Below are 23,487 nucleotides of genomic sequence, written 5' to 3'. Positions count from 1 at the left end.
GAATAATTAGTCGTATTGGAGGTCTTCTACATTAGGTTTTGAAGCGTTGAATCAGCTCTAATAATTCCTGGGTAAGATTAGCCAGTGAGGCGGATGCCGCCGTAATCTCTTCCATGGATGCGAGTTGTTCTTCAGAGGCAGATGCAACACGAGTTGCATGATCTGCTGTCTCATGACCAATGGTTTTGAGTTGCACTAATGTGGCATCAACCTGCTGTGATCCAGCTGACATCTGCTGGGCAATGGCTGAGACATGCTCAATCTGCTCATTAACATCTGAAATCTGTGATGAAATGGAGAGGAATAGTTCACCACTTTCATGAATGACTTCCGCTATATGGCTTACCTCTGCATTCCCCTGTTCCATATTTTCAACGAGAGAAAGGACCTCTTGCTGAACGTTATGAATCAATGCTGCAATCTGCGCTGCTGATATTCTGGATTGTTCCGCCAGATTACGAATCTCGGAAGCAACAACACCGAACCCGCGTCCGTGTTCTCCTGCTCGCGATGCTTCAATGGAAGCATTAAGGGCAAGAAGATTGGTTTGACGGCTAACTTCCGAGATCATGCCTGTAATATGACCTATCTCTTCAGAACGTTGGCGGAAATTCTCCAGTGCGGTCATGGACGTCTGCACAGAAGAGGTGGCACTATCGACCATACGCATGGCGGACTGAACCTTATCGGTTCCAACCGTTGTTCGCTCAGCCACAGCTCGCGATGAATCGGATACATCGGAGGCGGCCTTTGCAATTCTTCCGATCCCTGCAGATATTTCATTCATGGAACGGGAGGACTCTTGGAGCTCCTGCACCTGTTTACCTGCTTTATCTGCAAGTTCCACTCCTGTTAATGCAATCAGTTCTGCAGCTTTACCTGTTTCTTCAGCACCTGCGGTCAACTGTTGAGAGGTAGAGCCCACAGATAGAGCGTGTTCGGATATAACCGATATGGTATGACGCAGTGTATCCATCATCTGATTCATATGACCCGCCATGACACCAAATTCATCTTTGGATCGTACCGGTAACTTTTGTGTTAAATCTCCGTCAGCCAGCTGTCCAGCGACGATATTGACTTGATTCAGCTGTCTTACAATGGAGATGATGGTGTAGGTAACCACGCCTGCAAGCAGAAGTACAGCCAATGCGGCAATCAGTATGGACCAATTCAAGCTGTCGTAGAAAGGTTGAAGGATATGGCTCTTTGGCAGCGCCGATACAAGGTACCAGTTTGAATCTGTTCCTTGTAACTTGGCAGGCTCGGCAATAAACAGTTCTTCACCTACTTCAGGGTCCGTAGCGTAAAACTGAGACTCGCCAGACTGTATACGCTGAATGACTGTCTTCATCTCAGATGGAATTACGGCTCCTTCATTAGCCAGTTCCGGTTTGGAGCCGTGTGCAGCAATCTGTCCTTCACTAGTAATAAGCATGGCATAACCCTGATCCGGATTAAGTGATGCTATATTTTGCTGAAAACGATCAATGGTAAAATCGGCCCCAACAATGCCGAGAAAATTTTTGTTTTCATCTAATAGAGGGAGGACAATCGAAACAAGGAGTGTTTCTTTTCCGCCAACCGTGTAGGTAACAGGCTCAGACCAATAGATGGATTTGGTTTTCTTTGGCTGCTGATAGTAAGTACTAGTTTCACCGCTTCCCTCATAAGTAGGCATAGGCTCAAAATGCAGGGAGTTACCATCGCGTATAACGTATGGAACGAATCGCCCCGTAGCATCATCATATTCTTTTTTGTTGATGTGCTCCGCATCGTTTCCATCAAAGGCATTTGGTTCCCAGCCCGTATAAAAGCCAAAAACTTTCTCGTCCTTTTTCAGATACTGTTCAAGAAGTCTGACGATTTCTTCACGGTTGAGTGATCCGTTCTGAGCGGCATCCAGTAACGTAGTACTCATGGTGTCCAACGTGTTTTTCACCTGATTAATGTCAGTCATAAACTCATTCGTAGCCCGGTTTGCTGCCTGTCCCGCAACGGTTTCGCCGTACTGGAGGCTTTTGTCGTAAATGGATTTGGTATTAAATGCAATTAGGGCTCCAATACAACAAAGTAATACGATCCCGAGTAAAAGTCCAAGCTTAACAGCGAGCTTGCGATTGCGAAAAAAATGCATGTTTTAATCCCCCTCGATGTCATTCTTGTGATGTATATATGGATGTGTGCTTCTCCTGAAGGGAGTCTATATTTTATATCGTTATTTACGTTCCTATAATGAAGATAATTAAAAAAAAGCATAGAAAAACAGCTGCCGAGAAAATCTCGACAGCTGTTTGGAGTGAAACTTTAATGTGATTGCAACGATTAACGGTTGTAGAACTCGACGATTTGTTTTTCATCGATGTCTTGGGACAATTCAGCACGCTCAGGCAAGCGGATGAATTTACCTTCTACAGCTGCTTCGTTGTATTCAACGTATGCTGGAAGATGCGAACGGCCTTCCAAAGCTTCTTTAATGGAAGAAAGAGCGCGGCTCTTCTCACGCAAGCCGATTACATCGCCAGTGCTTACTTGGTAAGAAGCGATATCGACTTTTTTGCCGTTTACAGTTACGTGACCGTGTGCTACCAACTGACGCGCTCCAGCGCGGGAGTTAGCAAACCCAAGGCGGTAAACGAGGTTGTCAAGGCGGCACTCAAGCAAGAACATGAAGTTCTCACCGGCAATACCTTGCATTTTTTGAGCTTTAGAGAACAGTGTGCGGAATTGCTTCTCGCCCAAACCGTACATGTGGCGCAATTTTTGTTTTTCTTGCAATTGCATACCGTAGTTGCTCATTTTTCTGCGTTGGTTAGCTCCGTGCTGACCTGGAGGGAAAGGGCGTTTCAATTCTTTGCCTGTTCCGCTAAGGGAAATGCCGAGGCGACGGCTCAATTTAAATTTAGGACCAGTGTAACGTGCCATGTTTAAAGTAGCTCCTTTTTAGTTAAAGTTCATATTAGGGCTCTGTTTGCGCTCCAATTTGTTGATGCGGGCTTGGCCTCGCATAGAACGATCAGGAAAGTTCAGCCGCTGTCCTGAAAGCAACAAAAAGAATGAGGGTGACACAACCGGTAATGCCCAAATTTAAAGACCCATTAGTAGTCTTCATCAACAATTTATATTACAGTTTAAGAGAAACAAAGTCAAGCGTAGAATAAAAGCAAAAAAACGTCTAAATTTGTCGATAGGTCATTGGGCCTAAAATAATGGGACAATTTTCTGAAATATGGATGCAAAAAAGCTTTAAACAGAGTAAAATAGATTGTATCTTAACTTTAAATCATCTTTATGTAACAAGGTTATCGCTACGGATTTGCAGGTTTGCGATAACGTCTGCAGATTAATGCATCCTGGTGGATGCAAAAACGGTGCAAAGGAGCGCCTGACATGTTAGAACATCTAAGAAGTTTACCTGCCAGCTTGAATTCACGAAGTTCGGGCGATTCCGCATCTTTTGCCGCTCCTCATTCTCATGAAGAGCATGTGTTGTGGATGCAAAAAATGGATATCACACCTTTTGATTTTTCATATTTAGGTAGCTTGCTAGAGCAGGCATACAGTGACTGGAACTCCAAAGTGGGTTCAAGGCTGGCCAGAACATCAACCTTTTACAGCGTGTGGAACACGGAAGGTGATTGCATAGGATACGATAGCGATCATGAAGCTGATTCGGGCGTAAATGCACGCAGGCTGGTATTGGAATGTTTGGATAAGAGACAGGTCCTGTCCCTTAAAGGGACAAGCGAACACGGAGAATATCTTATAATAACACATCCCTTATTCTCCAGAACTAACAAGGATATGTTTGCCGTATTCACTGCTGTGGTCTATGAATCCAATGGATATGAAACGTCTGAAGCTGTGGTTCAATCTGAGGCATTGCATTATCACACCTGCTTTTACCGAAGATTCGAATACATATTTATGACGGACCTGTTACATGCTCATGAACAAACAGCCCGTGAGGAACACCGGAGGTCCATCCTCTTTCAGATTGTTCAGCGGATGCATGACAAAATGGATGTCGAGGCCATATTGGATGAGGTATTTGACAGTATGGATTACTTGTACCCGGCCACTTATATCAAATTGTATATGTCTCAGGATCAGAGCAACTCTGATCCACGGATTAAACCGTTGCTTGTCCACGAGCGAGGAGAAGATATTTGTGTGCGTTCATTTATGGAAGGTAAGCTGATCGTAGCTCGCTCACATGATGCAGAGAACCGCATTGTAGATGTAGGGATTCCGCTGAAAGGCAAACAAGGCATATACGGTGTGTTCCATATCGAAATGAATGAAGAGATTATGGAAGAATCGGACTTGCAATTGATTACGATGATGGTAGACACTGCAGGGACGGCCTTTGAGAACGCCAAGTTGCATGAACAATCCAATATGTTAATTCAGGAACTTCGTTTAATTAATGATCTTACACAGCGGTTGAACAAGAGTCTGCATCTTTCGGAGATTTATCAACTATCCGAGCAAGAGTTAAAGGAAATATTCCAGGCTGAAACGTGTTGCATTCTTCAACTCAATGACAGTACCAATGACTTCGAAGTCATGTCATCTAACGTGAAAGATGTTTTTCACCAATCCTTTTCTGTAGACTATGGTATCGCAGGTTTGGTGTATCGAACAGAGGAACCACTTATTATAGCCAATTATGCGCAATTTGATAAAGTGTCCTCCTTTTTCATGGAAGATACGGGATCCATGTCACTGATTGCATCACCGATCCGAGTCAATGGTGAAGTGAAGGGTGCCATTTTGCTGGGACATAGTAGAGAGCACTACTTTTCATATGATAACTATCGGCTCTTGCAGATGTTATCCATTCATATCGGGCTTGCCCTGTCAAATGCCACGCTGCATGCCGAGGTTCGGCGCTTGGCTAATCTGGATATGTTGACAGGTCTGTACGTGAGGCATTATCTGGACAGTGTGATTCACGAGCGACAGGCTCATGAATTCTGTGGATCCCTCATTGTGGTGGATATTGATCAGTTCAAACAGGTGAATGATACCTTCGGACACCAGACGGGGGATCAAGTATTGAAGCAAGTGAGTGAGATCGTCACCAGCTCTGTTCGCTCGGAGGATGTCTGCGCCAGATGGGGTGGAGAAGAACTGGCGATCTATATGCCACAGGTGAGTGTAAGGCAGGCGTTAGATTATGCGGAAGTGATTCGAAAGAGAGTCGCAGAAGAGACCAGACCACCCGTTACGGTATCCAGTGGCATCGCAGAGTGGAATTGGATGGATGAAAAGGTCAGTGTAGAGTCCTTGTTTTATCGGGCTGATATGGCTTTGTACAGCGCCAAGAATGGTGGCCGGAACAGAATCGTTGTAGAGGAACAGGATGTAACACGTTAAGAGAGAACAATTCCAATTGCGGAGTCGTTCTCTTTTTTTTTGTGCATCGGAGATCAAGTTGTGTATAGCAGGAAGTATAAGCGTATACGGGCAGGGCAATCTATGGAGAAAGTTCACGGAAGGGTGAAGATAGACATGTTTAACCGCCATTCGGTACGTACATTATGGTTATTTGTGAGCATCGTGATTATTGGTGTTCCGGGTTGTGGATTAATCCAGCGAGATCAAACGCCTGAGGAGGTTTTTTCCTTGGCTTTATCCGGGATAGCGGGAAAAGAAACGTTGAGTTTTGAAGGAGAGGCAGGACTTCGACGGGAGAACAGTGGGCTGTTCGAGAATCAGTTCAAATTCGAAGGCAAGCTGGAGAATCATGATCGTCTGACCCTTCAGACCCGATTACCTGGAGAAGTAACTGCTGTGGGGACAGGCATTCAAACAACTGCCGTAAAAAATAATGGACAGCCCAGTGGGTTTAGCGCCTCTTTCGAGCGAAAACAAGGGCAATGGATGGCATTGTCAGCGCAGCATGAGCCGCTGCGTGGGTCTCTTTCTCGTTTTAACCCAATTGCCCAATTGGAGAAGATCGATGGGATGCACAAAACCATTCAATCGGAGTATGGCGCTGGTCGTCGAACCAGAACATTACGGATTGAACTTGCACCGGAAGACGCCAAATCATGGGCTGTAACCCAGCTAAACGACGAGATGAACGCCATTCGGGCAGAATATATGCATAAGGCAGCTACGGTGAAAGGGGCGCGTAAGGAGAAGCTTGAGAAGGATCTGGAGAAAGTTTGGAAACAGGGCGAAACAACGATGCAACAGATGATGAAACAAGCGAGCGTGCAGACGGTATATCATCTCACGGTAGATCGGAAGAGCAGTCTGCCTCTTCGCTTATCCTCTGAAAGTCAGATGAGTTATACAGACAACAACCGTAAAAGTAACAAAGAAGCCCTTGTCACCGATGTTAACTTCAAGTCATATCAATAAACGAAGTGAAGGACTGCCTGCTGACGGGATGACTGTTCGCGTGCTACAATAGTATCGTAATTTACCGTTGTTCAATTCAAGTATGGCAGATGACAGGAGGATTTTACCAAGATGAAAGACCCAAGAATTCAAAAGCTTGCAGCAAACCTAGTGGGCTATTCAGTAGATGTACAGCCTGGTGAAAATGTATTGGTTGAAATGATTGGATCGGAACGTGATCTGATTAACGCCATTATTGAAGAGGTAGGAAAAAAAGGTGGTAACGTCTTTGTACAGTTGACTGATAAAACCGTACAGCGTGCGATGCTGAAAAATGCCACAGAAGAAATGATGAAAACATGGGCAGAGATTGATCTGAACCGTATGAAACAGATGGATTGTTATATCGGTATTCGTGCGGGAGAAAATGTGAATGATCTGTCCGATGTGCCGGAAGAAAAAATGAAAATGTACAATTCATTGTACTCCCACCCGGTACATAGTGAACAACGTGTCAAACATACGAAATGGGTTGTACTTCGTTACCCTAACGCAAGTATGGCGCAACTTGCCAATACAAGTACAGAAGCGTTTGAAGATTTCTACTTCGACGTATGTAACCTGGATTACGCCAAAATGGACAAGGCGCAGGACTCGCTCGCTAACCTGATGAAGCGGACGGACAAAGTTCGTATCACCGGACCAGGAACAGAGCTGAGCTTCTCCATTAAAGATATCGGTGCAGAGAAATGTTCTGGCCAAAAAAATATCCCGGATGGAGAAGTGTACAGTGCCCCTGTGCGTAATTCCGTGAACGGAACGATTAGTTATAACTCACCAACCCTGTACAATGGAGTGACTTTTGAAAATATCAAGTTCACGTTCAAGGATGGCAAAATCGTCGAAGCGACAAGTAACGATACAGAGCGTTTGAATGAAATCCTGAATTCGGATGAGGGTGCTCGTCATATTGGTGAATTCGCGATTGGCTTTAACCCGCATATTCTTCATCCGATGAAAGATATCCTGTTCGATGAAAAAATCGCAGGCAGCTTGCACTTTACGCCAGGTCAGGCGTATGAAGAAACTGACAATGGCAACCGCTCGTCCATCCACTGGGATCTCGTATTGATCCAGCGTTCAGATTATGGCGGCGGGGAGATTTATTTTGACGATGTGCTGATTCGTAAAGACGGTATCTTTGTCATTCCTGAGCTGGAATGCCTGAATCCGGACCGTTTGAAGTAGGAACAGGATTTTGCTGTTGCTAGGAAAGCGGATTCACGGTATCATGTAGTGGTAATTAATAGATGATACCAATAGTAAAAAGACGGAGGGATTCCTATGTCGAGTAATAACGCGGCTGTAGTAGAAATTGCTCAAACAGCAGGCAAGTTTACTTCTTCAATCGTGCTTCATTCGGAGAACAAGTATATCGATGTGAAAAGTATTCTCGGATTGTTTACAACGCTGATCAGCACGCACAGCTATGAACTGCATGTTCATGGTCCAGATGCAGTTGAAGCAAAAGCAGCCATGTCAGAAGTATTTGCCAAGCATGGACTGAATGTAAGCATCGCATCTGAGTAATAGCTCTCAAGAAGCACCTTTGCCTTTTATGGCAGGGGTGTTTTTTGGCATGGAATGATCTGAATCCTCGTCTGGACGTGGCTGGAACAGGTGGATTAAGCTTCAACAAAAGGCTTAACTTTGCGGGCTTATTTTGGTGAGGTTCTTGTATTAGCTCTTCATTTCGTCTAATATTAGAGGTAGAACGTCTTTACGCGATTTTTGGGACATAGGGGGGAAAAATGCATGACTTCATCTGATCTGCAGGACCAGCTGAATTTGAAAGCGATCAGTCTTCTTCAAGAAGATGCAGATAAAATACAGAAGCTTATTGAAGTACAGATGGAGAATCTGGCTACCCGCTACTGCCCTCTCTATGAGGAAGTATTGGATACACAGATGTATGGGTTCTCCAAAGAAGTTGATTTTGCTGTTCGTGCAGGGCTCCTTCCAGAAGGTGCAGGTAAGCAGCTGGTTAGCGCGCTTGAGCGGAATTTGGCAATTTTATATGAAGCCTTGAACAAAAAGAATGAGCAATAGCCTGCAAATGCGCGGGTCAGAATAGAAGGCATGCAGGCGTTTATGCATGCTTTTTTTGTGCGTCTGAACGGGATGGGGATACAAGCCAGCCGGAAGGCGTATACAAGCAAAGAGACAGCACCGAAGGTAAATTCGGGCTGCCTCTGTGGCTTATTTATTTTAATCGCTATGTGAGGGCCTGGTTACACAAGGAAGAAGGATACACCGAGTATGATATATACCACGAGCAGGAGTAAACCTTCGTACCAATTCGTTGAACCATCTTGGGTAATGGACTTTGCAATAAATACGGATACGCCGATGGCGACCAACTCAATCGTTGTAAATACGATATCCATGGTTCTGCCTGTGAAGTAGCTGACAAAAATCAGTACAGGAGCTACGAAGAGTGCGATCTGCAAGCTGCTGCCAACCGCAATTTCAACGGCGGCTCCAATTTTATTTTTCATGGCAAGCATGATGGCTGCACTGTGTTCGGCCGCATTACCGATGATGGCCACAAGGAATGCACCGACAAACAGTTCACTAAGTCCAAATTCTGAAGTGAATACTTCGAGCGTCCCGACCAGCCATTCACTAACGAAGGCAACCATGACTGTTGCGAGCACCAGGTAGAGAATGGATTTTTTCTTGGACCACGCCGGAGCATGCTCATGAGGTAGCTCTTCATCGCGATCCTCAGTGACGTCTGCAAGGTAGTTCTTATGTGTCACCATGGAGAATAGCAACCAGGCAATATACGCGAGAATGAGCAACCCGGCCACAATGAGACTAAGTGTATTGGTGTCTTTCTGTGTAATGGAATGTGTATTGAGAAAGACTGCCGGAATAAACAGGGCAATGATGGCAACAATCATCAGGGAACCATTCAGACCTGCAAGTGAGACATTATAATTCTGAATTTTGAACTTGAGTCCTCCGGCAAAAATACTTAACCCGAGCACTAACAGCAGATTTCCGATGATGGAGCCTGTCAGACTTGCTTTGACCATGTCGAACAGTCCCTCTTTCACGAGGAAAATGGCGATGATCAATTCGGCGGCATTGCCGAAGGTGGCATTCAAGAATCCACCCAGCCGCTGTCCGGCGTAGTGGGCAACATTTTCGGTGGCTTTGCCTAAAAAACCGGCCACAAAAATAACCGAAATGGCTGATATCACGAACTGTAGAATCGAATCCCATTTCATGTAGTGGGCGATGGCACTGAGTGCAAAGAACGCAATCAGCAAAATGGATGAAATCCGGTTTCTCACAACAAACACCTCGGTTATAAATTATTTTGTTTTGAATTACACTGTAAATCGCTTATGAGATTATTTTCATATTTCAATATAACCAAATGGTGGTAGGTTGTAAACGCATCTTTTTGAGTTTAATTTGCTTTTTGGGGTGGAAAGGATTTAAAATACGAGTAACGAAGTGAAGGAGGATGTGGCATGGCAGAACAACTTCAACTGGAGAGCGGAAACATCCGGATTGCCGATGACGTGGTTGCAAAAATTGCCGGAATGGCTGCAATGGAAACACCCGGAATTGCCGCAATGTCTGGAGGATTGTCAGAGGGCTGGGCGAAGCGACTCAGCGGTAAAAACGTACAGAAAGGCGTGAACGTTGAGGTCGGCCAGCTGGAAGCAGCCATTGACCTGCGCATCATCGTCCTGTACGAAACCCCGATTCATGAAGTTTCCCGTATGCTTCAGCAGAATGTAAGAGAAGCGGTAGAGACCATGACCGGATTACGCGTGGTTGAAGTCAATGTAAAGGTAGAAGGCGTTTCTTTCAAAGGCGACGATCTGTAGAAATCGCAATCCGCAATGGAGAACAGAGCGATATTGACCTGTTCTTCATCTTGATAGACAGAGTTTATTCAGTACACAGAAAAAGGCTGCGCATCCATTGGGTGCACAGCCTTTTTTGTGTTGCTTTTTTATCGAATCCGACGGATGGACTCCCGTGAACGAAGAGCAGGAGAGGTACGAGTCTGTGTCTGTACAGTCACGGACTTCGTTTTCTCTTCCTTGATCACGTCCAGATTGTTAGTACGTGAGATACTGAGTAGAATGCCCATGGCAACCATCATTACAAAGAGTGAGGTACCCCCATAACTGATAAACGGAAGCGTAACCCCCGTCACCGGAATGGTCTGAGTTACACCACCGATGTTGATAAATGCCTGAATCGCGATTAGTCCCATGATACCTATACCGACCAATGTTCCGAATGGATCGGGACAGCGGAGAGAGACAATAATTCCGCGCCAGATGAAGTACAGGTAAACAAGCAGGAATAATGCACTTCCAATGAATCCGAGTTCTTCCCCAATTACGGAGAAAATAAAGTCATTATACGCATTTGGCAAATAGTGCAGCTTCATCGTACCTTGTCCAATTCCCGAACCTGTCATGCCGCCATCACCAATGGCAACAAGGGAACGGTAGAGGTTAAGACTTCCCCCATTAATATCGGATAATGGATTCAAGAAAGCTTGAATACGTCCGATCTTGTAGTTCTGCTCCGCAGTGACTGCTGTTGTAGCAGTCGTTGTGTCGGAAGGAGACATGGAAGAAAACAAGGAATTCGCTCCAAACGCCAGTGCCCCACCGAGTACAACCAAGAGAATCGAACCCAGGATATGTTTCATACTGGCTCCACCGGCATAGATCAAGAGACCACAGGTGGACACCAGAATGAAGGTGGTACCGAAGTCTGGTTGCAGCATAATCAGCCCTGCGATGAATCCAACGATGAACAAGACGGGAACGTACCCTGTCTTGAAAACCCTGAATTTCTCACCTTTTTTGGTAATAAGAGCAGAGAGATAGAGAATGATAGCAATTTTCGCGAACTCTGCAGGCTGAAGACTGAAACCAAAAATGTGAATCCAGCTTCGTGCACCGTTCAATACTGCACCTGAGATCAAAACAATCACCAGCATGACCGTAGTGAGCAGGAAAAAGGGTGCATAGAGCTTTTTGTACTTGTTGAAGCGGATATTCATGGCAAAAAACATGCCAAATAGACCGATAATCGCCCACATAAGTTGTTTTTTCGTGAAGTAAAGGGCATCATTGTTAAATTTATCGCTTGCGATTGCAATGCTGGAACTGGAGCTGAATACCATCACCAGTCCAAAGCCCACCAACAATAAAGTGAGGATTAGCAGTTGAAAATCCGGCGTGCCTCTCTTCGTTTTCGTTTGGGCCGTTTGTTGTTTCATCGTTTGGCCCAGCCTATGCTTCCAGCAGTTCTTTAAGCTGCTGTAATTTTTGGGCTGCCAGCTTCACGACTGGTTGCGGAACGGAAGAGTCATAATCCAGGCCGTGAGGGAAAGTGGCTTTGCCGAGGTATACTGCTTCCACAGCAAGAACGGTATCCGGTTTTTCCAATTTGCCTTCCACAGCGCGGGTATTAATGCGTACAAAGTATTCTGAGTTGGTTTGTTCATCTTCAATTTTGTAGTCATATGTAGCACGGTAATATTCCCATTGCCACCGGACAAATCCGACTTTCTCGGCGCTCTCATCCAGGTATGCCAAGTCGCTCTTCAAGCCATCCAAGCCTGTATTCTCAAAAATCATAAGCGTTTGATCCTCCTCATAAGCTTCCGAGTATAATTTCTCGAGTATTTCTCTAGTTCATGATAGTATGTTTCCCCTTCCCGTGCAAGCTTTCCGAAGGCGTTTCGTATCGGTTTTCTTCCAATTCTGCTACAATATACAGCAATAGGTTTGAAGAGGAAGGTTCGGGCTTGATCCAAGTCCCGTTCAAGATTGAAAGGGTGGAGAGACATGACTAATAATATATGGTGGGAAGATCTGCAGATCCACATGGTGGAATGGCGGCGTCATCTTCATCGCAATCCCGAGGTTTCCTTTCATGAGGAGAAGACATCCTCTTTTGTAGCGGATATGTTGGAGAGCTTTGGCGTTGAAGTGAGGCGTCATGTTGGTGGTCACGGGGTCATCGGTACCATTCGTGGGGACAAGCCGGGTCCTGTCGTCATGCTGCGAGCTGATATGGACGCACTTCCAATTCAGGATGAAAAGAATATCGAGTATGCATCACAACAAGCAGGAGCGATGCATGCATGCGGCCACGATGGTCATATCTCCATCTTGCTCGGTACGGCATTGTATTTCAGTCGTCACAAGCAGGAGATCCAAGGAGAGATTCGCTTTTTGTTCCAGCCAGCAGAAGAACTGCTTCCGGGTGGTGCAGTTCAGGTCATTGCGGATGGTGCGCTTGAAGGCGTGGATGTCATATATGGCATTCATCTGTGGACCCCGCTGCCTGTAGGTGTTGTTGCCAGTAAAGCAGGACCGATGATGGCGGCGGCGGACGATTTTTACATTGAGATCAAAGGCAAAGGTGGACATGGCGGGATGCCACAATCCACGATAGATAGTCTTATCGCGGGTTCTGCGCTTGTGATGCAGCTTCAGACCGTTGTCAGTCGTTCGGTTGATCCATTGCAACCCGCGGTGCTGACCATTGGTACAATGCAGGCAGGATCGGCTCAGAATGTAATTGCAGAGCAATGCAAAATGAGCGGTACGGTAAGAACGTTTGATGAAGAGACCCGAAACGGGATGAAAGAGCGCGTGCTTACCATGGTAGCCCAGACAGGGGCAGCGTATGGGGCAGAGACGCAAGTGAAATATATTATGGGATATCCGCCTGTGGTGAACGATGAACAGGAGACAGCGCGTTTCTTCAGAGAAGCTACAGAATTATTTGGGGCAGAACGAGTGCAAGCTTCCCCGATGCTGATGCCAGCGGAAGATTTTGCCTATTATCTGCAGAAGATTCCAGGGTGCTTCATGTTTGTTGGAGCAGGCAACCCGGATAAAAATGCGATCTATCCGCATCATCATCCGATGTTTGATTTTGATGAAGACGCAATGCAGACGGCCGTTAGATTGTTCATAGCTATGGCTAAGGGTTACACAGCCGAATGACTTTAGATGCAGTTGGGCATCCTGTTCATACCGAGGTATGGGCAGGATGTTTTTTTGTGGATTTTATAGATGTTGTCCAAAAGTCCACTTTTCGGTACTGAAAACTAGACTTTTTGAACGTGCACTTAAAGTGGTTCATTTTCGGAAGCTGCCGGAACTGGACTTTTTTGTGATAGGAGGAAGGCTCCAAATGGAAGGAACAGAACATATGGTAAGCACAGATGCTTGTATCGTTCAGCGAGATTTTACAGTTTTGCTGGAAGTTGGCCACCCCGGATTCGAAAGAGCAAGAGAGCAGCTTGGGATGTATTCAGAACTAGTTAAGACACCGGCAGCGTTCCATACTTACCGAATCACTCCGTTATCGCTCTGGAATGCGGCTGCGCTGGGATGGAATGCAGATCAGGTCATCGCAAGTTTGGAGCTGGTATCCCGCTGGAACGTGCCTGCTGCACTTATACAGGATGTTCGGAGAATCATGGATCAGTATGGCAAATTAAAACTGCATTCCGAAGCAGATCACACTAGAATGCGTCTTTACAGTGAGGATGAGCGGTTGCTGGATGAATTAAGTGGATTGAAATCGATAGCTGCCTTTCGCATGGAACGTAAGGACGCTCATGAACTTCTGCTCCCAGGAGAACAGCGAGGGTTATTAAAAAGGGAATTAACACGATTGGGTTACCCCGTACTTGATTACGTAGGATATCGGGAGGGAACCAAGCTTTCATTTGATTGGCGGTCTAATGATCCGGGGGACCACTCTGAGCGGTTTGCGTTGCGTTCTTACCAGAGAGAGGCTGTGGATGCATTCGAAGGCAGTGAGGGCATGGGAGGAAGCGGTTTACTCGTACTTCCTTGCGGGGCAGGAAAAACGGTCATTGGCATGGCCGTGCTGGAGCGGCTTCAATGTGAATGCCTTATTTTGACGTCCAATACAACGTCTGTGCGACAGTGGATTCAGGAAATTCAAGACAAAACCACGATTACCAGCGAACAGATCGGTGAGTATTCCGGTCAGAAAAAACAGGTGAAACCTGTGACTGTAGCTACATATCAGATTCTTACACACCGGAAATCAAAGGATGCTGATTTTACCCACATCAAACTGCTCAGTGAGCGGCAATGGGGGCTGATCATATATGATGAAGTACATTTGCTGCCAGCACCAGTGTTTCGTGCAACTGCGGATATTCAAGCTACGCGAAGGCTGGGATTGACGGCCACCTTGGTTCGAGAGGATGGCTGTGAACAGGATGTGTTTTCGTTGATTGGTCCGAAGCTCTATGATATGCCGTGGAAACAACTGGAGCAGCAAGGGTGGATTGCTGATGTACAATGTCAAGAGATACGTATTCCGTTTTCCCCGGAACTAAGATCAAATTATCTGCAAGCCGAGGTTAAACATCAATTTCGATTGGCTGCCGAGAATCCGGCGAAGGTACATGTAGTTAAGCGTTTGCTGGAACGTCATCGGGATATGCCTGCGCTAGTGATTGGACAATATCTGGATCAACTTGAGTTGATTGCCCGGGAAATTGAAGCACCTTTGATCTCGGGAACCATGTCACAGCAAGAGCGAATCAAGTGGTTTGCCGCTTTTCGACGTGGAGAGATTAAAACAATTGTGGTATCCAAGGTTGCCAATTTTGCTGTGGATTTGCCTGATGCTGCTGTTGCGCTTGAGATATCCGGAAGTTTCGGGTCAAGGCAGGAAGAGGCACAGCGTTTGGGAAGAATTCTGAGACCAAAAGCTGGAGAAAACAAAGCATATTTCTATGCGTTGGTATCAGAGGATAGTAAGGAACAGGAGTTTGCATTAAACCGTCAGATGTTCTTGGTCGAGCAGGGATATGAATATGCCATCGTTCATGAGAACGAATAGTCCATTTATACTCGCGAAAAGAGGAGGGATTGGGATATGTCTTCATTTGAAGCGATAGATGAGCCTGTGGTACTGAACCTTGATTCATGGTCAAAGCTTGCTTTGGTGGAACAAAAAGTGCTTGGTGCAATTTTTCACAAACATGCCGGTCAGCCTTTTTCCTCCCTCCTGCCACGAGAACAGTGGGCCATCGAAGGACTCAGTGTCGCAGAAGCCAATTCTTCATTCGCCAGCCTTAGGCAGCAAAGATTGATTGAATCTGTATATAAGAGTTGGGGAGAGCGATTATTCTATATTCCTGCTTCGCTGATGGAGACATTGACGATTGCTTACGCACAAAGAGTGGGTATAACCGTTAAACAGATGGCACGGCATGCTCATGTATTACAGGAAGGAAAGCCGGATACTGCTGCGGAACTTCTTCATCTGATCGCGTGGATTGAAAGAGAAGGACTTCCTTTGACAGGGAAGGGCACCATACATAAGAAAAGTGTTCAAAAATTAAGTGTGATCACGGTATTATCTTCGACAGACTTTGAAAGTCTGGGTATCAGATATGAACATTCGGATTTGTATCCGACCCACGTAGCAATCCTTCTCGATCTACTGCTCAGTCTGAATCTCGTTCAGAAGTCAGATGGCCAAATTCAGATTGTAGAACATCGATTACAAAAATGGTTGAAGCTATCGTGGAGACAGATGCATCGGGAAATATATCAAGCGTGTATGGAAAGATACGGAGAAGCTGAACCTACGTTGCAGCATTTCCGTTATCAATTGGCAGTGTTTGCTCCAGAAAAAAATATATGGTGCCATATAGAGAATTCGGAGTTGAAACCACGGGTCAGGGGCTGGCTCTGCGCACTGGCTGGCTGGGGTTATGGTGAAGTAGGAGAAGATCAGTCGGGAGAGCTGGTATTCCGCTGGCTGATCGAACCACAGAGCCTGTTATATCGAGAACAAGAGATGGTAAGTGAGGCGGAGCCGTGTGGATTTTACATCCAGCCTGATTTTGAAATGTTGGTGCCACCGGACGCAGGGCCTGATGTGATCTGGATGCTGGAGCAATGCGCAGAACGGGTGACGCGTGATCGAATGTCCATCTACCGTATGACAAGAGAACGATTCATTTCGGCCATAGCCAGCGGGTATGGATTACCTGCAGTGATAGAGTTTCTGGATCAATATGCGCTGACAGGCATACCGGAGAATGTACGGATTGCGTTAGCAGATTGGGGCAAGGAGACGGATGCTGCACCATTGACTGTAGATAGAAGTATGGAGGTAATGGAGGAAAGTACAGGCTCCGCAGATGACCCGAAGTTATTAGAAAAAGATATGTTTAGCGGTGTATATTCTTCTTTCTACACTCCCGATAATCAAGGTCTGGTTGATGTCCCTGCTTCTCTGCATGGGTTGGAGCATGATCATTCTGTCATTGAGAAGAAGTTCTCTCTGTTGGGATTTGAGGAGATACCGGAGACCTGGTACAAGGAGTGGCGTCGATATCATAGTTCAACCGCACGACAGATTGCTGCCAAAGCCATTGAGTGGCAGACAAAGCTGGGGATACAACAGGAAAATCGTACGCGATACCTCATTCCACATCAGGTAGAGGGTCATGAACAATGGACTTTAAGCGGTTGGTGCATGTTGGATTCAAGTGAAAATACATCAGAGACGGAATGGCGTACATTCTCCCCGTCAGAGTGGGATACAATGCGTCTTATCCTGCCAGATGATGTCATAACCTGACTATTTCATGTGAATATCAGGTTGAAAGGCGAATTTTCGAGTTCCCCCTATTTCTAATTGCAGGAAAAACTCTTCTTAACTATTCATGGATATGCTATGATGAGGTAGTCTACGTTAAGTAGAACTTTATATATAGATAGGATGAATATTTCATGAGCGTAGCGGAAATGAACACGGTCGATATGGCCCAAGTGTTAACGGGCGCATATGAACTGGGCGACATGATTAACCAATCTGCCGAAGTATCGGATTATTTATATTGGAAGCAGCAAGTCGAGACTACCCCTGAGATTCAGATGGGGATTCGGAAGCTGAATGCCAAGAAGGAATTGTTTGAAGAAACACAGCGTTTCGGTCATTTTCACCCGGATTATCATGCAGCAAAAGACCAGGTGAAGGCTCTGGAACAGGAGTTGGAAAATTTCGAGGCGGTAATCCGCTTCAAACAGGCAGAGAAGTCCCTGGATGATATGTTATTCCAGATGTCAGAGACCATTGCATTTGCAGTGTCAACGACCATTAAAGTACCGAGCAATGACCCGAATCCCAAGGGCGGCTGCGGTAGTGGCGGCAAGTGTGGTTGCAGTTAAGTAATCATTATAGAAGGGCGGGGAACGATGATGTTTGCGGAAAGGACAGGATTCATTATTTGGGTCAGTGATTTGAAGGCTGCCCGTAATCTCGAAAAATATGGCACCGTGCATTATATCTCCCGCCGTATGCATTATGTAGTCATGTATGTTAATGCAGAACGGGCAGATGATACGATGAAAAATGTGAAGCGACTTTCCTATGTGCGCAAGATCGAACGCTCGTATCGTAATGAGATCAAAACCGAGTATGCCAGCAAAACGATGGACAAAACGAGCTTTTACGGAATATAGACGAGAAACTGGAGGGACCCTTTGGGGTCGCTCTTTTCTTGAATTATACACAAATTGGCTATTGTGAAAAAAAGTTAAACTTACGCCTTGAGGTTGCGGGACTAATGTTGTAATATATTTGGTAATAAATAGATAGAAAGTCCTATCTGGTGGAGAGTGATTCCCATGCGTGATAAGGTGATGCAACGTTGGAGCACCTACGAGCCGTTTTTCGTGGCTCTTGGAGACAAGAAAGTGGCCGACATCGTCATTACCCATCATGCCAAGATGCGGTATGCAGACCGTATTGAGCCTGCACGTAGTGATGATGACCATATTGCGGCGTGGTTATGGGAGTGTCTGAAGCAGGACCGTATAACACCATACTACCGTAATGAACAGGACGTCTACCTGATTGATGAGGATCTGGTGGTGGTCGCCGAATTTTCCGAACTCGAAGGAGAATATGATATTGCGGGCAACCCGCTGCACAAAATGATTGTAGTTACGTTTCTGGGACGTATGTCGGAGACCATTGAGTTGAGGGACCTGAAGTCATATTATTCATGGTTAAGACATTCAAGAAGAATGACGCTGGTCAAAAATAGCCGCAAGCATAAGTAAGCCTGAGTAGATTCAATATGTTGAAATCATAGATTCAAGGATTATCGCATGCAGACAAGCTGCATGCTTTTTTTGTTGCCAAGCGGGAAATCGGCTACAATGTAGAGAGTGTAATCGAAGAGGGGCGAAGATATGAATTTTCACCAATTGCATATTTTTTATACGGTAGCAGAGAAGGGGAGTTTCTCGGCTGCGGCACAAGCATTACATATGACTCAACCGGCAGTAACGATGCAGATTCAATCATTGGAGGACTATTTTGGCACCAAGTTACTGCATCGTTCCACCAAAAAAATAGAATTATCCGAGGCTGGCCGGACTTTATTACCTCATGCGAAACGGAGTGTAGAGTTGGTCAGACAGACGGACGAAGCGATGTCGGCGTTTACCCAGATGTTACAGGGCAGACTCCAGCTGGGAGCCAGTTTAACGATCGGGGAATATGTGCTGCCACGCATGCTCGGACCATTTGCACTACAATATCCGGATATTTCCATCGTCATGAAAGTGATGAATACAACGCAAATTATGGATGATATATTGAAGCACCAGCTTAATTTTGGTCTGATTGAAGCGCCAGTGCACCACCCGGACATGATTGTGGAGCCTGTCATGCAGGACGAACTGAAACTGATTGTACCTGCCGGGCATGATTTGGCTAAGCGTAGCAAAGTGAATATTGAGGATGTAATGAATTATCCTTTTGTGCTGCGTGAGAAGGGCTCGGGTACTCGTCAGGTGATGGAAGACCAATTGCAAAAGAAAAAGATTGATCCACAGGATATGAATGTTGTGATGGAACTTGGCAGTACAGGAGCGGTAAAATCGGCCGTAGAGGCAGGGGTAGGCATTACGATGTTATCTCCTTCTTCGGTGCAGCATGAACTGGCTCTGGGACTCGTTCATATTGTGGATATCCGCGGACTCGAATTCAAAAGGCAGTTCTATGCCATCCATCTAAAATCGTCCTTGTTGCCCCTGTCAGCAGTCGCTTTCCTGAATTATCTGCGTCAGCAGGAGCAGCCTGAGTCGGTACATAAGACGGGGAAGGCATAATAGTTGGCAACATCAATGATAGATAAGATTGAATCATAATCAATTTTACACAAAGGAGCTGTTGTTCATGGATCAGCGCCAAGGACGCTGTGATCTTCATACGCATAGTCAGGCTTCCGATGGAATGCAGCCACCTGCTGATAATGTGAAGCTTGCCAAACAAAAAGGGCTATCTGCGGTTGCCTTAACGGACCATGATACAGTAGCTGGTGTAGCAGAAGCACAGCAAGCGGGAAAAGAGTACGATATTGATGTTGTTGCCGGAGTGGAGATCAGCACTCGGGCTGGTGGGAAAGATATTCATGTGCTCGGGTATTATGTGAATACAGAGGATGAGCAGTTCCTGCAACGGTTGCGCGGATTACGAGAAGCGCGAGATGAGCGGAATCATCTGATTATTGGCAAGCTGCAGGAACTAGGGCTTGATATAAGCTGGCAGGAGGTACTGGATGAGCTGGGACGGCCGTTAGAGCCGGATGAGAGTATCGGCAGACCTCATATGGCCGATGTGCTGGTGAAAAAAGGCTACGCTGTTGACATGCGGGATGCATTTGATCGGTATCTTGCTGAAGGCAAGCCAGGCTTCGTATCTGTCCCCCGCGTTGCACCCGAGGATGCGTGCGAGTGGATCAGAGCCGCTGGTGGAGCCGCTGTGATTGCCCATCCGGGTCTTTATAATGATGATGAATTGGTGCGACGTATCATCGAAGACTCTCGTCCAGATGGCATTGAGGTGTTTCATTCGGACCATGGCCCGGAAGAGGAACGCAGGTATGGTAAGCTGGCCAAGGAATACGACCTCATTGAAACAGGTGGATCTGATTATCATGGCAAACGGCAAGGTGTTGTTTTCCACGGAGATCTTGGTAGCAAGACCGTAACGGTTGATGTGTTGAAAAGGCTAAAGGCAGCTGCTTTACAGCAAAAGGGAGAGTAAGCGAGACGTTGCAACGCTCTATCTGACTATAATAAATTCTGTATTACTGGATACATTTAAGATCGAAGGAGTAAAGGACATGTAAGCATGATAGGGCTGAACCTTCATGTTTGCATGTCCCTTTTTTTGTGCTCAAAAGAGTCTATGTAATGGAATAGTTTACCCAAGCGCCACGTGTAGCTCCAAGACGTTCGAATAATTGTTGTGCTCGCTCATTGGTCACTGCTGTGATCCAGGACATATAAGCACAGCCATGGTCACGGGTATATTGCTGGCAGTGTGCAAATAATTGGGCTTCCGCTTCGCCTTCTCTGAATGTTTCCGTCACAAAAAGATCATTCATGATGGCGACACGCTCTGCTTTCATCGTGCTATAAGTAAAGAACAGGGTGGAAAATCCGATAAGCTCTCCGTCCTGTTCTGCCACGAATTGAGCGCCGATCTGCTGATTAAGCAGGTTGTTAATCAAAAGCTGGATGGATTGATCACCAGGCCAAGGGTTGTTGTAGAATCCCACCACATAGTCATGCATTAATGCCATCAGGGGTTTCAGATCATCAGGTTGCGTTTCTCTGATATGTATGGTCATGGTACACTTCCTTAACTGTAATTTTATTCGTGAAGATTGAATTATTATACATATTAATGAATTAATATTCAATAAGGGTGATAAATAAGCTGAATTTCACCTATCATTCAAACAAGTAATGCAACCACAAAAATCCCCTGAACCGTTAATGGTCAGGGGATTCTGTCTTTGTTACTGTTACATCTATATAATTTGAACTAATCATTTACACGATAACAGCGATTGGAAGGTTGTTCTGTCATCGTAGTGTCAGTGTAAATAATCTTTAGTTCAACTTATATAGCCTTATCCATTTTTAATCGTGGATGGCAGGCTTTTGATCAATTCATCATTTGGCGTGACAAACAAGGTCTTCTGGTGATCATAGATCACAAAACCAGGCTTCGCACCACTTGGTTTGCGCACATGACGGATAAACGTGTAATCCACAGGCACACTGCTGGACTCCTTGGCTTGGCTGAAATAGGCAGCAAGCTGTGCTGCTTCTTCCAATGTAGCTTCACCAAAGTCCGTACTGCGAATAACGACATGTGAACCTGGAATGTCTTTGGTATGCAGCCAAGTGTCATTGGAAGAAGCGAGACGGTTGGTCACGTACTCATTCTGCAGGTTGTTTTTGCCCACAAGAATATCAATTCCCTCGGAGGAGGTGAACTGGTGTACGGTCGGACGGTCACTTTTCTTCTTCTTTTTACCCTTTTTATTGCGGTCACGAAGGTATCCTTGCTGCACAAGCTCGTCCCGTATTTCCTCAATATCGTTCATGGATGCAATGGACAGCTGCTGTAACAGGTTATCGAGATAGTTAATCTCGTCTTTGGTTTTGCCAAGCTGCTCATGAATCACAGCCAGACTGTTCTTGTATTTGTTATACCGCTTGAAATAACGTTGTGCGTTGTCAGACGGTGTGAGCAGTGGATCAAGCTGAATGGTAATGTTGGCTTGGTCTTCATCGTAGAAGTTCACAAGCTCCACGCTCTTGTCCCCTTTGTGGACCTGATGCAGGGAGGCGAATAGCAACTCACCCCATAGTCTGAACTTGTCTGCATCGTCCGCTTCCAGCAGGTCCTTGTTCAGGTTGTCCAGCTTTTTGATGTTTTTGCTTCGCTCATTCTGCAGAAAACGGAGCAGATCACTTACTCTTTGTTTTACCGTGTCCCGCTCAGCTTTGTCTCCGTAATAATCTTCCATGCACTTGCTCATCGTGTCATAGGTTTTCTCCAAGTCCTGAATGCTCTGAAGATGAACGGCCGAGAAAATCATTTTGCCTTTGGCGTTTGTTCCGGTTACAGGCATGTAGATATGATCTCTGACAGGTCCCATCACGGCTTCAAAAGCGTTCCAGAGTGCACCAGCCTCAACTCGGCTCTCACCCTCAACCACATCTGGAGTGCTCACAGTGCCTTCAGCAGCAATCCCGCGGGCAGCAATCTCTCCCGCAATTAACGGGCTAAGACCGCTAAAGGAGTTCACAAGCCAGCGTGATGCCTCTTCCTCAGCGGCATGATAGCTGTCCTCGAATGCTGTACGGCTCACTTCGAGCGGATTACTTTTATGTTGCTCGGGTGGGGCAGTATACGCGAATCCAGGCATGATTACCCGGTAACTGCTGATGGAAGGAGTCACATGATGAATGCCATCCAGAATTGTTCCAGTTACAGGATCAAGTAAAATAATATTACTGTGACGCCCCATCAATTCAATGATGATCCGTTTAACCGAAACATCCCCCAGTTCGTCGCGCTGGCGCACATTGATGTGGATAATACGCTCCATGCCAATCTGACGGATCTCCTCAATGATTGCACCTTCACAGTGCTTACGGAGCAACATGCAGAACATGGGTGCTTCCGTAGGGTTAAGGAATGTCTTTTCCGTATAATGCACACGGGGATAGGTTGGGCTTGCCGAAACAAGCAATTTACTATTTCCGCGCTGAGCACGCAGGGTGAGAACTACGTCATGGCCATTCGGCTGATGGATTTTGCTAATACGTCCACCAATGCAGCCTTGCAGTTCATGAACAATGGCCCGTGTTACGATGCCGTCCAATGCCATTTTTTCCACTTCCTCTCTCTATCGAGCATCTGCATTTATCATGCCAAATGCTTCATCTATATAACTGAAACGTGCAACCAGGTATGTAAAAAAACAAGGACTGGCTACAGATTCTTCGTTGCTTGCCTGTTGAACGCTGGAATTGGTACTGCGCAGAACATCGCAGACTTTTATTTTAGCCTATTCTGTCCATCAGGGAAAGGATTCACCTTCCGGGTGCTAATCACAGACCTGTCCGAATACATATAGAGCAGGTAGTTTGTCCGGCATAGTGTACAGCCTGTCGACCAGCGCGCCGG

21 protein-coding genes are annotated in these 23,487 nt (G+C 45.9%); 14 read left to right on the top strand and 7 right to left on the bottom strand.

Features of this window, described 5'->3' with window-relative positions:
* Nucleotides 1–31 precede the first annotated feature (31 nt).
* Nucleotides 32–2,137 (bottom strand): methyl-accepting chemotaxis protein, encoded by a 2,106-nt coding sequence (locus MKY44_RS18895; protein ID WP_341008149.1) that lies wholly within the window; start codon nucleotides 2,135–2,137, stop codon nucleotides 32–34.
* Nucleotides 2,138–2,325: 188 nt separating this feature from the next.
* Complete coding sequence (gene rpsD / locus MKY44_RS18890) at nucleotides 2,326–2,925, bottom strand: 30S ribosomal protein S4 (RefSeq protein WP_076211410.1); 600 nt, start codon at nucleotides 2,923–2,925, stop codon at nucleotides 2,326–2,328.
* Nucleotides 2,926–3,390: 465 nt separating this feature from the next.
* Between rpsD and MKY44_RS18885 the strand changes: the two genes are divergently transcribed.
* From MKY44_RS18885 to MKY44_RS18865, 5 genes are all read left to right on the top strand, one after another.
* The gene (locus tag MKY44_RS18885; protein ID WP_341008148.1) at nucleotides 3,391–5,382 is read left to right on the top strand and encodes a sensor domain-containing diguanylate cyclase; all 1,992 of its coding nucleotides are present in this window, start codon (nucleotides 3,391–3,393) and stop codon (nucleotides 5,380–5,382) included.
* 135 nt (nucleotides 5,383–5,517) lie between these two features.
* Nucleotides 5,518–6,375, top strand: coding sequence for a hypothetical protein (locus MKY44_RS18880; RefSeq protein WP_341008147.1), 858 nt, complete (start codon nucleotides 5,518–5,520; stop codon nucleotides 6,373–6,375).
* Nucleotides 6,376–6,486: 111 nt separating this feature from the next.
* Entirely contained in the window at nucleotides 6,487–7,602 is a 1,116-nt protein-coding gene (locus tag MKY44_RS18875) for an aminopeptidase (RefSeq protein WP_341008146.1), read from the top strand.
* A 96-nt stretch (nucleotides 7,603–7,698) separates the two neighbouring features.
* Nucleotides 7,699–7,944: an HPr family phosphocarrier protein gene (locus MKY44_RS18870; protein WP_036614658.1), complete on the top strand. Its 246-nt coding sequence runs from the start codon at nucleotides 7,699–7,701 to the stop codon at nucleotides 7,942–7,944.
* 225 nt (nucleotides 7,945–8,169) lie between these two features.
* Complete coding sequence (locus MKY44_RS18865) at nucleotides 8,170–8,463, top strand: YlaN family protein (RefSeq protein ID WP_017687426.1); 294 nt, start codon at nucleotides 8,170–8,172, stop codon at nucleotides 8,461–8,463.
* A gap of 182 nt (nucleotides 8,464–8,645) precedes the next feature.
* On the opposite strand, the gene cax is transcribed toward MKY44_RS18865, so the two are convergent.
* Complete coding sequence (gene cax, locus MKY44_RS18860; protein ID WP_074095776.1) at nucleotides 8,646–9,716, bottom strand: calcium/proton exchanger; 1,071 nt, start codon at nucleotides 9,714–9,716, stop codon at nucleotides 8,646–8,648.
* A gap of 183 nt (nucleotides 9,717–9,899) precedes the next feature.
* Here cax and MKY44_RS18855 point away from each other — a divergent pair, with 183 nt between their 5' ends.
* Nucleotides 9,900–10,262, top strand: a complete 363-nt coding sequence (locus tag MKY44_RS18855; protein WP_341008145.1) for an Asp23/Gls24 family envelope stress response protein — start codon at nucleotides 9,900–9,902, stop codon at nucleotides 10,260–10,262.
* Between the two features lie 128 nt (nucleotides 10,263–10,390).
* On the opposite strand, the gene ftsW is transcribed toward MKY44_RS18855, so the two are convergent.
* A complete protein-coding gene (gene ftsW, locus MKY44_RS18850; protein ID WP_100527108.1) occupies nucleotides 10,391–11,680 on the bottom strand; it encodes a putative lipid II flippase FtsW in 1,290 nt (429 codons plus the stop codon).
* Between the two features lie 13 nt (nucleotides 11,681–11,693).
* The gene (locus MKY44_RS18845; RefSeq protein WP_017687430.1) at nucleotides 11,694–12,041 is read right to left on the bottom strand and encodes a YugN family protein; all 348 of its coding nucleotides are present in this window, start codon (nucleotides 12,039–12,041) and stop codon (nucleotides 11,694–11,696) included.
* A gap of 210 nt (nucleotides 12,042–12,251) precedes the next feature.
* Here MKY44_RS18845 and MKY44_RS18840 point away from each other — a divergent pair, with 210 nt between their 5' ends.
* The 8 genes from MKY44_RS18840 to MKY44_RS18805 all read left to right on the top strand — a co-directional run bounded on the left by MKY44_RS18840 (nucleotide 12,252) and on the right by MKY44_RS18805 (nucleotide 20,541).
* A complete protein-coding gene (locus tag MKY44_RS18840) occupies nucleotides 12,252–13,421 on the top strand; it encodes a M20 family metallopeptidase (protein WP_341008144.1) in 1,170 nt (389 codons plus the stop codon).
* A gap of 190 nt (nucleotides 13,422–13,611) precedes the next feature.
* A complete protein-coding gene (locus MKY44_RS18835) occupies nucleotides 13,612–15,306 on the top strand; it encodes a DNA repair helicase XPB (RefSeq protein ID WP_340386826.1) in 1,695 nt (564 codons plus the stop codon).
* A gap of 36 nt (nucleotides 15,307–15,342) precedes the next feature.
* On the top strand, nucleotides 15,343–17,061 hold the full coding sequence (locus tag MKY44_RS18830; protein ID WP_341008143.1) for a helicase-associated domain-containing protein: 1,719 nt from the start codon (nucleotides 15,343–15,345) through the stop codon (nucleotides 17,059–17,061).
* A gap of 152 nt (nucleotides 17,062–17,213) precedes the next feature.
* Nucleotides 17,214–17,651, top strand: a complete 438-nt coding sequence (locus MKY44_RS18825; RefSeq protein WP_036614642.1) for a YlbF family regulator — start codon at nucleotides 17,214–17,216, stop codon at nucleotides 17,649–17,651.
* A 30-nt stretch (nucleotides 17,652–17,681) separates the two neighbouring features.
* Nucleotides 17,682–17,945: a YlbG family protein gene (locus tag MKY44_RS18820; protein ID WP_026080981.1), complete on the top strand. Its 264-nt coding sequence runs from the start codon at nucleotides 17,682–17,684 to the stop codon at nucleotides 17,943–17,945.
* Nucleotides 17,946–18,110: 165 nt separating this feature from the next.
* Nucleotides 18,111–18,548, top strand: coding sequence for a hypothetical protein (locus MKY44_RS18815; protein ID WP_017687436.1), 438 nt, complete (start codon nucleotides 18,111–18,113; stop codon nucleotides 18,546–18,548).
* Nucleotides 18,549–18,680: 132 nt separating this feature from the next.
* A complete protein-coding gene (locus MKY44_RS18810; protein WP_076211396.1) occupies nucleotides 18,681–19,604 on the top strand; it encodes a selenium metabolism-associated LysR family transcriptional regulator in 924 nt (307 codons plus the stop codon).
* 67 nt (nucleotides 19,605–19,671) lie between these two features.
* Nucleotides 19,672–20,541 (top strand): PHP domain-containing protein, encoded by an 870-nt coding sequence (locus MKY44_RS18805; protein ID WP_341008142.1) that lies wholly within the window; start codon nucleotides 19,672–19,674, stop codon nucleotides 20,539–20,541.
* A 142-nt stretch (nucleotides 20,542–20,683) separates the two neighbouring features.
* Here the strand turns inward: MKY44_RS18805 and MKY44_RS18800 are convergent, their stop codons facing one another.
* Nucleotides 20,684–21,130: a GNAT family N-acetyltransferase gene (locus MKY44_RS18800; protein ID WP_341008141.1), complete on the bottom strand. Its 447-nt coding sequence runs from the start codon at nucleotides 21,128–21,130 to the stop codon at nucleotides 20,684–20,686.
* Between the two features lie 285 nt (nucleotides 21,131–21,415).
* Nucleotides 21,416–23,188 carry an Rqc2 family fibronectin-binding protein gene (locus MKY44_RS18795; protein WP_341008140.1) on the bottom strand — a complete coding sequence of 591 codons (1,773 nt, stop codon included), beginning with the start codon at nucleotides 23,186–23,188 and terminating at the stop codon, nucleotides 21,416–21,418.
* Between the last annotated feature and the right edge of the window lie 299 nt (nucleotides 23,189–23,487).

This window comes from Paenibacillus sp. FSL R7-0026, from assembly GCF_038004485.1.
Classification (GTDB): domain Bacteria; phylum Bacillota; class Bacilli; order Paenibacillales; family Paenibacillaceae; genus Paenibacillus; species Paenibacillus xylanexedens_A.
This window is presented reverse-complemented; position numbering and strand designations above follow the sequence as displayed.